This window comes from Streptomyces echinatus (genome assembly GCF_014203595.1).
GTDB classification, from domain to species: domain Bacteria; phylum Actinomycetota; class Actinomycetes; order Streptomycetales; family Streptomycetaceae; genus Streptomyces; species Streptomyces echinatus.
The window spans coordinates 75,293-87,052 of sequence record NZ_JACHJK010000010.1 but is presented as its reverse complement, the minus strand read 5'-3'; the positions used below and the strand labels follow the sequence as shown (position 1 = coordinate 87,052).

Genomic DNA, 11,760 nt, shown 5'->3' with positions numbered 1-11,760 from the left:
GTGACGCCGGGCCCGGCCTTCACACGCATCCCAGTTCTGTCAGGAATACGGCACCTGCCAAGAAGAAGGAGCATCCTCATGCACGGCTTCTCGACGCGACGGTTCACCCTGACCGCGATCGCCGCCTCGGGCGCGCTCGCGGCCTCCCTGGCCCTGGCCGGCTCGGCCTCGGCCGTCTCTCCGTCGACGGCGACAGCCTCGTACGACTGTGGTTTCGCGGGCAGCGGCACCGTCACGCTCACGGCGGCCGACTCCGGCAGCGGCAAGACGGTACGGGTCGACTCCACCGACATCCGCACCCAGTTCCCGCTCGCCGCCAACTCCGTGACCACGACGCTGAAGCTGAACAAGACGTCCGGTGGTGTGACGAGCGAGGTGCAGTTCTCCGGCACCGTGCACGAGGCCGCGACCACGGGCGACCCGCTCTCGTTCGGCCCGCTCCCGCTCACCGACGGGACCCTGGCGACCGGTGACACCACCGACTCGGCCGCCCTCGCGGGCGCCCCGAGCGAGACCAACTGGTCCCTGAAGTTCACCGTGCACAACGCCGCCGGCGACTTCACCTCCTACTGCACCGCCACCGGCAACCAGTCGACCGCCCTCACCTGGTAGCACCCGGCCCCACCGCGTCCCCCGGCAGCGAACGCTGCCGGGGGACGCGGCGCACCTGCGTCCCGCCGGTCGCCGGGCGGCTGGTGATCACTCCGCGTACCCGGCCGGCGCCGACCCGCTAGCCTGCGTGAACCACGCGTGATGCCGCGCTCGACGAGATCCGGACAGGGGAACAGGGATATGGCGACGTCGGTCAGGACCGTGGCGGTCTTCTCCCTCGGCGGCACGATCGCCATGACCACGGATCCCACCACCGGAGGCGTCGTACCCGCGCTGTCGGCCCACGAACTGCTGGCCGCGGTGCCCGCCCTGGCCACGAGCGGAGTCAGCCTGAAGGTGCGGGACTTCCGGCGTCTGCCCGGTGCCTCTCTGACGTTCGACGACCTCACCGCTCTGTCGGCCGCGATCACCGCGGAGCTGGAAGCCGGTGACGTCGACGGCGTCGTCGTCATCCAGGGCACCGACAGCATCGAGGAGACGGCCTTCCTCCTCGACCTCCACCACGGTCACCGGCAGCCGGTCGTCGTCACCGGCGCGATGCGCAACCCCACCCTTCCCGGCGCCGACGGCCCGGCCAACATCCACGCCGCCGTCCTGGCCGCCGCCGATCCCGGTCTCGGGGACGCCGGCTGTCTCGTCGTACTCGGCGACGAGGTCCACTCGGCCCGGACCGTCCGCAAGTCCCACACCACCAGCCCCGCCGCCTTCACCTCACCGGCGTGCGGCCCGATCGCCAGGATCGCGGAGAAACGGGTGCGGATGGTGGGCGGCCTGCCGCGCCGCGGGCCGCTCGTCGGTGCCCCGGCCCGCGAGGCACGTGTCGGGCTCTACACCGTCGCCCTCGGCGACGACGGCGCCCTGCTCGCGCTGTGGGACGGCAACTGCGACGGACTCGTGGTCGCGGCCTTCGGCGTCGGCCACGTCCCGGAACGTCTCGTCGAAGGACTCACCGGGCTCGCGTCACGCATGCCCGTGGTCCTCGCCTCCCGCATCGGCAACGGCCCTGTCCTGTCCGACACGTACGGCTACCCCGGCTCCGAGAAGGACCTCCTCGGCCGAGGGCTCATCGGCGCCGGAGACCTCAGCCCTTACCAGGCGCGGCTGCTGCTGCGCGCCCTGCTCGCCCAGGGCGCCGACGGGGCGGCGGTCCGCGAGACCTTCACCGCCTTCGCCCGCTGATCGCGCCCGCGAGTCGGCCGTCCCGGTCCCGGAGAGGCCGCACAGGCGCCGCCGCACCCCTTCCGGACCCGCGCTCTTGCAGGTCACTCGGGGTGCGGCGGCAGCCGTTACTCAGATGTCCCGGAAGAGAACCGCGGATGCGGTGACCTGGGCGATGCCCGGTTGTGGGCCATTGACCTGTACGAATGGTCTTTCGTATGTTTCACGCTCTTATTCGTTGATGCAGTCGGAAGTCCCAGAAAAGTCCCAGAGAAATCCCACCACCTGCAGCCACTCCTTCGGCTCCATGCAGGGCGCGTGGGCGGGGTATGGGCTGGTGTTCGTGCATCGGTGGCTCGCCCTGAACCAACGATTCGCGACCGGTGAAGATCCCGCGGCTCGGGACTGGGTGATGGCGGGCGCACTGATGGAGCGGCCTCAAGCCGTGATGGTGGTGCGCAGTCCTGTGTGTATGGGGGAAGCCGCCTGGACACTTCCCGTCGAGCATTCCCAGGGGGCTGCCAGCGTCTGCAGTGTGCCGACGGAAGCAGACCCCGTGTTCGAACAGCGCCCGGTGGGACGTCACCATTGCGTGGTCAACCTCACGAGACACCGCGTTGTCAGTCCACGCCGGTAGGCTCCACCAGGGATTTGTCCGATCTTGAGGAACGAAGCGGCGAGGAGGCCGACGCAGTGGCAGCAACGGGAGGGGACCCGCGGCGGACACCTGGTCCAGCCGTGCCCAAGCCGGGGCCGGTCAAGCCCGCTCAGCAGTGGTTCCAGGAGCGTCCTTCTCCTTACTCCTGGGAGCAGGACGCACTGGACCACGTCAGGCGTCTCATGCCCGCGGCCGAGCCGTACCGTGCTTGGGCGACCTTCTCCTTCACCGCCCAGTCGGGCCGGGTCAACGAGTGTGATCTGCTGATCGCCGTTCCCGCCGGCCTTTTCCTCGTCGAGATCAAAAGTCACCCCGGTGAGCTCCGCAACACCGGTTCGACCTGGAACTTCCGGGGCAAGGACCGCACCCGCACCATCAACAACCCGCTGCACTTCAACGACCTCAAGTCAAAGGAACTGCGCAGCCAGCTCCAGTGGGCCGCCCGCAAGCTCTACCGGAGCGACCGGATGGTTCCGCGTATCGAACCGGCCGTCTTCCTGTCGGCCCCTGACCTGGTCAGCCACCTCGACGAGGTCCAGCGCATTCGCGTGTACGGACGCGACGACGGCGCGAGCGGTCTGAATCGTATCTGGCAGGACTTCCTCAATCTGCCGCCCGACCGGCCCGAGCGGCGCATCACCGAGGAGTTCTCCCGGCACCGGCTGCCTCAGCTGCTCAAGGCCATCGGCATCCGGCAGTCGACCGGTCATCTGCGTTTCGGCGACGCCTGGAAGATGGAGCCGCACCCCCTTGACGCGGGTGCGGCGTGGGAGGACCGCCTGGCCAAGCGGGACGACGGTCTCGCCCAGGAGGAGGGCCGGGTGCGCATCTACCTGGTCAGCCAGGGCGCGACGGAAGCGGACCGCAAGAAGACGGAGCGCGCGGCCCGCCGCGAGTACCAGGTTCTCCAGGGGATCACACACCGGGGCATCGCCGACGCCATGGAGTTGCGTGACCACGAGGGCGGGCCGGCGATCCTCTTCCGGCACCGTCACACCGACCTGCGTCTGGACCAGTACCTGGACACCTACGGCAGCAAGGTCACCCCCGAGATCCGCCTGGACCTCGTACGCCAGCTCGCCGAGGCCGTCCGGTACGCCCACAGCCGCTCGTTGTACCACCGCGCGCTGGCGGCCCGTTCTGTCTACGTGTCCTTCCGGGGCGAGGGCGCGCACCCCGAGCTGCGCATCACCGACTGGCAGACCGCGGCCCGCGACTTCGACAGCAACGCCACCTTCTTCCGGTCCATCGGCGGCTCCGCACTGGACGCGGCGCTGATCGAGGACGCGGCCCACGTCTACCTCGCCCCCGAGACGGACCAGCCCTTCCCTGACCCGGGTGACCTGGACATCTTCGGTCTGGGCGCCGTCTCCTATCTGATCCTCACCGGCAAGCCGCCGGCCCCGCAGCGCAGCGTCCTCAAGGAGCGGCTGCGCACCGAGTCCGGGCTGCATCTGTTCGCGGTCGCCGACGGTGTCTCCGACGCACTCGACGCCTTGGTCTTCAAAGCGACCCGCGCCGACGCCAATGACCGCCTCAGTTCCGCGGAGGAGTTCCTGGACCTCCTCGACGAGGCTGAACGGGCCGGTGCCGCGCCCGACTCCGCAGCGGCGCCGACCGTCGACCCGCTGGAGGCGCTGCCCGGTCAGGCCCTGGACGACGAATGGTCGGTGCGCAGGGTCCTCGGCACGGGGGCCACGGCTCGCGCGCTGCTCGTGGAGCGGGCCGTGGAGGACGACGACGGCACGATCCGCGTCGAGGAACGCGTCTTCAAGGTGGCTCTCGACGAGCAGAAGGCCGGCCGGCTGCGTGCGGAGGAGCGGGCTCTGAAGCTGGTCGGCGGCGGTGCCGTGGTTCAGCTGCGCGGCGACGGGCTCCGCGAGATCGGTTCGCGTACGGTCCTGCAGCTGGAGTACGCCGGTGAGCAGTCCCTCGGCGCCCGGCTGCGTGGCAAGGGACAGCTCAGTTACGACGAACTGGAGCGCTTCGGAGAGGACCTGTTCCTGGCGCTCGACCAGCTCGCCGCGAACGGCGTCCGCCACCGTGACATCAAGCCGGACAACCTCGGCATCCAGCGCCGCAAGGACTTCACCTGGCAGCTGAAGCTGTTCGACTTCTCACTGACGGACGCCTCCGACCGTGATGTGAAGGCCGGTACCCGCGGCTACCTCGACCCGTTCCTCGGGTCCGTGCGCCGTCCGCACTTCGACGACCACGCCGAACGCTATGCCGCAGCCGTCACCCTGCACGAGATGGCGAGCGGCGAACGACCGCTGTGGGGCGACGGCAGCATCGATCCACTCACCAACGAATCCGCAGAACTGTACATCGCCAGCGAGCTCTTCTACCGGCCTCTGCAGCCCGGTCTGACCGCCTTCTTCCGGCGTGCTCTGCACCGCGACATCGAGCACCGCTTCGACACGCTGCGGCAGATGAAGGACGCCTGGCAGAAGGTGTTCCGGGACGCCGACACGGACCGCCCGCCGACCACCCCCTCCACGGTGGGCACCGAGGCGGAGGACACGGAACAGGCGCGGGACCGGGCGGCACTGGCCGCCGACACCGGCACGGAACTGGAGCTAGCCGGTCTGTCGCCGCGCGCGGTCACGGTCGCCGCCGGTCTCGGCGCCACCACGGTGGGCCAGCTGCTGGACATCCAGCCGTCCGCGATCTCCAAGGCCCGTGGCGCCGGCCCGTTGGTGCGCAAGGAGCTGAACCGCCGTCGCAACCAGTGGGTGGCCGGCCTGCGCGGGAAGGCCGCCGCCCCGACCGTGCGCAAGGCCGCCTCTCCACCGAAGGAAGGAGATCCGCAGGCCGGGGTGACCGGCATTCTGTCGGTCGACGACATGGTCGACCTGCTGACGCCGCCGTCCGGCCGCAGGGGCTCGCACCGTGCCGACGTGGTACGCCTCACCCTCGGTCTGCCGCCCGAGGACGGCGGCCTGTCGCCGTTGGGCCCCTGGCCCGTGCAGGCGCGGATAGCAGACCATCTGGGGATCAAGCAGCCGCCGGTCTCCCGTCACCACCGGGCCGAGATCAAGCGGTGGGCCGAGGCCGAGTGGCTGCAGGCGGTGTGCACCGAACTGGTCGAGATCGTCGCCAACTTCGGCCGCGTGATGACCGCTTCGCAGGCCGCCCAGGAACTGCGGGCCCTGCACGGGGCCCAGGACGACACCTCCGAGCGCGTGCTGGCCCGGTCATTGGCGGTCGTCCGTGCCGCCGTGGAGGCGGAGACCCGTGAGGAGGAGGGACACGAGCCCCGTCTCGCCGTGCACCGGCGTGGCGACACGGTGCTGCTGGCGTCCGAGTCCCTGCCCGGCACCGACGACCCGAACCCTCGCGAACTGGCCGACTTTGCGGCGGAGCTGGGCGCGACCGCGGAGAAGCTCGCCGGCCGGGAACCTCTTCCGGGACGTGCCGAGGTGGTGCGGGAGCTGCGCGCGGTGCCCGTCCCGGAGGGCTTTGCGCCGCTCGCCGACACCCGTCTGGTGCCGCTGGCCGCCGCCGTGGCGTCGTCCGTGGTGCGCCACACCCCTCGCCTGGAGCTGTACCGGCGTGACCTGAGCCTGGAACGCGCGCTGCGTATCTCTCAGGCCGGAGCCGGTGTGCGGGCGGACCGGGGAATCACGGCGACCGAACTCGTAGCCCGGGTGCGAGCCCGCTTCCCCGACCTGGACGTCCTGTCGGGTGGCCGCGAGCCGACTCCCGTGGTGCTGGAGGACGCGCTCCAGGCTGCTCGTTTCGATCTGCGGCACGACGACGAGGCGGGCCGGTTCCTCCCTCCGGTGCCGAGGTCGACCGGCCCCTGGTCCTCCACCGGTTCGGTCACCAGCATGTTGCCTCCGGTACGGGCCCACGCGCTCCGCGAGCCCGACGATCCGCAAGGCACGCTGCGCGAACAGCTCTCCGAGAGCGTCCGTCGTGGCGGCTTCCTCGCGCTCACGGTCAAGGCCGCCCGCCTGCAGGGCACGGCCGAGATGATCGCGGCCCGCTTCCCGGTGACCCCCGTCGACCTCTCGGCACTGTTCCTGCGCGAGTTCAGGCAGCTCGTCGAGGAAAAAGGGCAGGAGTGGCGGACGGTCCTGCGTGCCGACGCGGCCTCCGCACCGGGCCGTGTGAAGCCGGGTCTCGCCACGTTCGTCCGTGTCGTGTGGCAGCGTGTCGCCGATGACCTCGCCGCCCGATCCGCCGAGCCGCGCACGGTGCTCTTCCTCCATGACGCGGGCCTGATCGCCCGGTACTGGGACGAGGGCGGCCGTGCGTTCCTGGTCGCTCTCCAGGCAGCCGCCCGTCGACCGTCGGAGGGGCCGCACGGCCTGTGGCTCCTGTGCCCGATGGAGTCCCGTACCCAGGATCCGCATCTGGACGGACAGACGGTCCAGGCGCTGCGCAATGACGGGGAGGTGGCCTACCTGGCCGGGGGGTTCCTCAAACAGCCTGCGTAGATGGCGAGAAGAGGCCCGCTTGTCAGAGGGACCGGCAAGAATACGGTCATGGTGGCGATCATCAAGTGCCGTGAAAACGAGGACGAGTATCTGGAGTTCCTTGAAAAACTGCATCAATCGCGACGGCACGACTGGGAGTGGTCGTTCACGCGCGGGCGTGACCTGTGGTCCAAGGGCCGTCACCTGCTCTTGATCGCATCCTTGGACGCATACGGGCGCTTCGAGGTCACCCGCGTGGGGAAGTCCGTCCGCCGACGTGGGGCCAAGGACCAGGATCAGCAGCTGCGCGTCACTCATGTGCGCCGACTGCGCAGGCCGCTCCCGCTCGCCGAGCTGCTCGACGGACTGACCGCAGCCCAGCGGCGTCATCTGGTCGAGGAGGGTCACCAGAGCAAGGGGACGGGCGAAGCGATACGCGCCCTGCTGCTGGGGCTCCGGCCAGAGCTCACGGAAGCGGTCCAGCTGATCGAGGGAGCCATTGACTCCTGGGACTTCGGCGACTCGCGGGCGGCACAGGAAGTGGCCCTGCAGCGTGACGCGACACTGGGCGTCACACGCATGGCCGGGATGCAGGCCCCACAGCTGGCGGAGTGGGACCCGCCCGCCGAGGAGCTGTACGACGACACGGTGCCCCCGCTGTTCCTCGACATGGTGGGCGCAGCCCGCAATCCTGACGAACTCCTCGACCCACCGGAGCAGCGTCCCCAGGACCCTCCGGCCAGGTCCGACTTGTTGAGTGGTCAGCCCGCCCTCGAGGACCACCTCGTCATGCACGACACCCGTACGATGCACGGGTGGCTCAGCGAGGAGACCAACCACGTGGCCTGGCGCAAGTTCCGCGAACACGGTCGCACGCTGCTGGTCGCGAACGCCAACCGCATCGCGGCCGAGCACGCCCTCGGCTGCGACATCATCTTCTACAACGTCACGCGGCACAGCCTCGTCCTCGTGCAGTACAAGAAGCTCGACGCCGAGCGGGGCGGCTTCTACTACCCGAACAGCGACCGGAAGAACCTCACCAAGGAGCTGCTGCGGATGAGGAGCCTGGACCGGTACGCGGAGATGCACGCCGGTCTGAGCGACGAGCAGCGGCTGGACCCCAGCCCGAGCTGGATCAAGCTCTGTCATCCGCGTTCCGTGCTGCCGCACACGACAGAAATGATCCATGGCATGTACTTCTCCCGCCGGCAGTTCGAATCGTTGCGCGACGACGCCCGTTTGAAGGACGGGCGGGGTGGCGCCGTCCGGTTCGGCTACAAGAACGTCCCGACCTACCTGGACAACACGCTGTTCACGCGCCTGGTCGAGACGGGCCAGATCGGTACCACCGGCACGAGTACCGACCTTGTCCGCCAGCAGGTCATCCGTAGCTTCCGCGGGCAGCGCAACCTCGTGCTCGCCACGCTGAGCGGGGAGGAGCCCCCGCAGGCAGCGCGGAACGCGCAGCGCCGACAGGCACGCTGAGTGAAGGGCGCTCCCCGGATGGGGTTACGGCTCTGCTCACACAGGCATCCGGGGTACGCCGCCCCGGCGGCTGATGTCGAAGGCGAGGCGGTAGATGTCCGGCAGGTCGATGGTGTCCGAGCCGCGCTTGGTCACGACGCCGAGGTCCTTGAGCTCTTCGAGCAGCGCGAGGGGGTTGTCGAGGTCGCGCGGTCCGCTGCCGCCCTTCTCGTTTTCCAGCAGCGCGCGCACCTTTGAAGCGAGCGATCCCACACGCCATGCGTGGTGCATCTGGGAGGCCTCCATCGGGACCTGCGTGCCCTCGAGTTGTTCGAGGGCGAGTGCGGCCCACCCTAGGTCGTCCTTCAGCTCGGCCACGCGAACGGACGAGGCGGTGCTGAGGCTCTCGAAGATGGCGTCGTAGTGCAGGGGCACGTGGTGGCCGGCGTAGCGCTCGCTCGTGAGCCGTGCCGCCTTGCCCAGCGTGGAGAGCCAGGTACGTGGGCTCACCTGGCCTTTACCGTCCTGCAGGTGGTTCGGCACCCAGGTGTAGGTGTGGCCCTTGCGGCGGTCCTTGCCCATGAAGGGGCCCGCCAGGGTGACGAAGACCTCCTCCTGCCGCTCTTGGTCGGCGAGAAGGGCCACCGGGGGCAGATACCGCCCGTCGCCCTCTGCACGCCAGTCCCCGGTCGCCTCGCGGAACTTCTTCGCTTCCGGCCCGTCGTGGTTGCCCAGTTTGTGGAAGAGTAGCCCGTAGAGGTTCTCGCGGCTCCAGCTGAGGTTGGTCGCGTTGGCGCCGAGCTTGGAGGCGTCCGCGAACATCTTGGGTGCGCTGTCGTACATGTCGGGGCGGACGAAGATCTTGGCGCGCAGGGTCCCGGTGGTGAGCCGCAACTCCAGCGCCGTCTGGAAGAGCCCTGACAGCAGGAGGTCTGCCTGCCGACGGTCCGGGTGCAGATGCTCCAGCCCGTCGAAGAGCAGGACCAGGGTCTCCTTCTTCTGGCGTGAATCCCCGTCGGCCCGTTGCAGTGCGTGGCCGTAGGCCTCGAAGTTCTCCCGGGTCCAGCGGACGCGCTCGGTCCAGTTGGGGAGTTGCCGCACCTCGGGGGTGTCGAGGACGTTCAGTACGACGGCGGGCCACAGTTCGTCGGGGCGGACGCCCGCGTCGACGAGACCGCGGAGGGTGCGCGTGTCGGGGAACGCCGGGTCGTTGCTCCGGTCCGTCCCGAATCCCGTCCGTACCTCGGTACGGCGCAGCCGCGGCATCATGTAGGCGTCGGCGGCGATCCCGCGCAGTTCCGGATCGGTGAGCGCCTTGGCCCAGTAGGTCTTGCCGGTGCCGCGGAATCCCCGCACGACGGTGACGTCCGGGTCCAGGGCGAGGCGGTGCGACGAGGGCGTGAACAGGGTGTGGAATTCCGGCGCCTCGGTGTCGGCGTCGGTCGGTGTCCCGAGCGCCTGGGTCAGCAGCGCCCGGTAGTCGTGGACGGTCGGCTCGCTCATGCCGTCTCCTCGTGGTGCGGGGGCGGCAGAAGACGCTCGACGGAGGTCACGAACGTCCGGTACGCGGCTTCCACGAACGGCAGTTCCGGCCATGCCCGGCTGCGCAGCGGGTCGAGCCCCACCAGGTCGTTGCCGAACAGGATCGGGATCGGGGCGTACGGCCTGTCGTCCTCCTGCCAGTCCGGAGCGAGGAAGGGCTCGGCGTCGTCTCCGTCGTCCGGCAGGTTGTACAGCGTCTTCGTGAACATCTCGTGCGCGTGCTTGCGCAGCGTGCTCAACCGCCCTATGTCCCCGGCGGAGTGGAACATCGCGGCCACGATCCGGATACGCTCGCGCAGTTTGCGGGCGCGGTCGGGGCGTCGCTGCCATTCGGACAGCAGCATGCGGTAGCCCTCCCAAGTGGAGGGGTTGTCCACGGCGAAGAGCAGGGCGAGCCCGCTGAGCCGGGTCAGGACGACCGCCGCGATGTCGTGAATGCCGGCGCGGCTGTCGAGCAGCACGACGTCGGGCTTGCGCGACAGTTCGGTGACCTGGTCCTCGCAGGCGGCGATGGCGTCCTCCAGCCGTACGGCGAACGGGCGCGGGGTGCCGCCCGGCGCGGGGGCGGGAAGGTCGCTGTAGATGCGGTTCAGCTTGGCGAGGTAGTCGTACGGCTCGTTCTCCAGAGGCTGTCCTCCGGCGGGAGCCAGCCACACCTCGCCGTTGCCACTGTAGGGGAGGACCGAGGTCCGGGTGACGAGCTCCAGACCCTCGGCGTTGCCGACGGCCGACTCCACGAGGTGGTCGACGATGCCGTGCCGGGGCATGCCCGCCGGGTCGGCGAGCAGGTTGGAGACGCCGGGGGACTCCAGGTCGAGGTCGACGACGAGTACGCAGCGGCCCCGGTCCGCCAGATGCCGGGCCAGCACGGTGGTGGCGGTGGACCGGCCGACGCCGCCCTTGAAGCCGTACAGCGCGACCCGGCGCTCCTGCCGGGGCTCGGCAGTCTGGTCGTCGGCGTCGCCGCCGCTCGCTCCGGTGTCCTGCAGCCAGTCCGTGCCGACGACGGTGCGTTCGAGGACGGCGACCCTGCCGACACCGTCCTTTCGCGGCGTGACCTCGGTCAGCTCCGGCACGTCGAAGAACAACTCCGGCGCGAAGAGGACACTGGCGGTCTGTACCGGGTCGAGGCCGGTGAAGGGACGGGTCGCCGCCGCGAAGTCGTCCCTCAGCGCCGTCAGTTCGTCCGCGTCTGCGGGAAGACGGTCAGCGCGATCGTCGATGAGGAGGGACGCCCGGCCCAGCAGGTCGCGTGCGACCACGACGTCCCGGCCGCCCTTGGCCGCTTCAGCCGCGTGGTCGAGGGCGGTCTGCCAGGCCTCGTCGAAGCGAGTGGGTTCAGCGGTCATGCGAGGGTGCCGGTTCCTAGCGTGCGGGCCTGCTCGTGAGCGGCGATGAGGTCGTATGCGGCTTGCAGATGACGGGCGAGGTCGGCGTCGGTGATGGACATCTCGTCGCAGTACCGTCCCTCGACGGCCCATCCATGGAACGGGTTGGAGGCGATGAGCTGGGTGAACAGGGGACCCGCTTCGCGGCCCCGTCGCCGCCCGGCGATGGCGCACAACTGGCCCCACAGCCAGGGCAGGTGGCCGTGCATGTAGTCCTGCTGCGGGAGGTTGTTGAGCCCCTCCCGCTCCATCCGTTCCCGCGCCTCTTCCTTCAGCTCCGGGTGGAAGGGCCGTCCCTTGTTGGTCAGGGCGGAGCCGAGGTAGTCGAGCAGAATGGCCTTGATGGCGCACTCGGCGGCCAGCCCCGCGAGGTGGTCGGCGGATATCCGTAACCGGTTTCCGGCGGCCAGCTGCGCGGTGTCGTAGTGGTGTCTGCTCGCCGCCCTGAACGCCGGCGGCGGCACACCCGGAGTCGTAGGAGCCGTCACGACGATCACTTTAACGCCGTGATCAC

The 11,760-nt window shown here is 69.8% G+C and carries 7 protein-coding genes; 4 read left to right on the top strand and 3 right to left on the bottom strand.

The window, feature by feature from the left end:
* Positions 1-78 precede the first annotated feature (78 nt).
* From FHS34_RS26315 to FHS34_RS26300, 4 genes are all read left to right on the top strand, one after another.
* A complete protein-coding gene (locus FHS34_RS26315; RefSeq protein ID WP_184969747.1) occupies positions 79-612 on the top strand; it encodes a hypothetical protein in 534 nt (177 codons plus the stop codon).
* Between the two features lie 180 nt (positions 613-792).
* A complete protein-coding gene (locus FHS34_RS26310; RefSeq protein ID WP_184969745.1) occupies positions 793-1,791 on the top strand; it encodes an asparaginase in 999 nt (332 codons plus the stop codon).
* A 717-nt stretch (positions 1,792-2,508) separates the two neighbouring features.
* On the top strand, positions 2,509-6,873 hold the full coding sequence (gene pglW / locus FHS34_RS26305) for a BREX system serine/threonine kinase PglW (RefSeq protein ID WP_184969743.1): 4,365 nt from the start codon (positions 2,509-2,511) through the stop codon (positions 6,871-6,873).
* A 48-nt stretch (positions 6,874-6,921) separates the two neighbouring features.
* Complete coding sequence (locus FHS34_RS26300; protein WP_184969741.1) at positions 6,922-8,337, top strand: hypothetical protein; 1,416 nt, start codon at positions 6,922-6,924, stop codon at positions 8,335-8,337.
* Between the two features lie 36 nt (positions 8,338-8,373).
* On the opposite strand, the gene FHS34_RS26295 is transcribed toward FHS34_RS26300, so the two are convergent.
* The 3 genes from FHS34_RS26295 to FHS34_RS26285 are packed head-to-tail and all read right to left on the bottom strand — an operon-like array spanning position 8,374 to position 11,734.
* Positions 8,374-9,819, bottom strand: coding sequence for a hypothetical protein (locus FHS34_RS26295; RefSeq protein WP_184969739.1), 1,446 nt, complete (start codon positions 9,817-9,819; stop codon positions 8,374-8,376).
* On the bottom strand, positions 9,816-11,207 hold the full coding sequence (locus FHS34_RS26290; protein WP_184969737.1) for a KGGVGR-motif variant AAA ATPase: 1,392 nt from the start codon (positions 11,205-11,207) through the stop codon (positions 9,816-9,818). The genes FHS34_RS26295 and FHS34_RS26290 overlap by 4 nt, the downstream gene beginning before the upstream one ends.
* A complete protein-coding gene (locus FHS34_RS26285; protein ID WP_184969735.1) occupies positions 11,204-11,734 on the bottom strand; it encodes a hypothetical protein in 531 nt (176 codons plus the stop codon). The genes FHS34_RS26290 and FHS34_RS26285 overlap by 4 nt, the downstream gene beginning before the upstream one ends.
* Positions 11,735-11,760 lie beyond the last annotated feature (26 nt).

What these genes read in the sequence shown, in the direction of transcription:
- FHS34_RS26315 (WP_184969747.1), top strand. Translation starts at nt 79, where the DNA reads ATGCACGGCTTCTCGACGCGACGGTTCACCCTGACCGCGATCGCCGCC.
- FHS34_RS26310 (WP_184969745.1), top strand. Translation starts at nt 793, where the DNA reads ATGGCGACGTCGGTCAGGACCGTGGCGGTCTTCTCCCTCGGCGGCACG.
- FHS34_RS26300 (WP_184969741.1), top strand. Translation starts at nt 6,922, where the DNA reads ATGGTGGCGATCATCAAGTGCCGTGAAAACGAGGACGAGTATCTGGAG.
- FHS34_RS26295 (WP_184969739.1), bottom strand. Translation starts at nt 9,819, where the DNA reads ATGAGCGAGCCGACCGTCCACGACTACCGGGCGCTGCTGACCCAGGCG.
- FHS34_RS26290 (WP_184969737.1), bottom strand. Translation starts at nt 11,207, where the DNA reads ATGACCGCTGAACCCACTCGCTTCGACGAGGCCTGGCAGACCGCCCTC.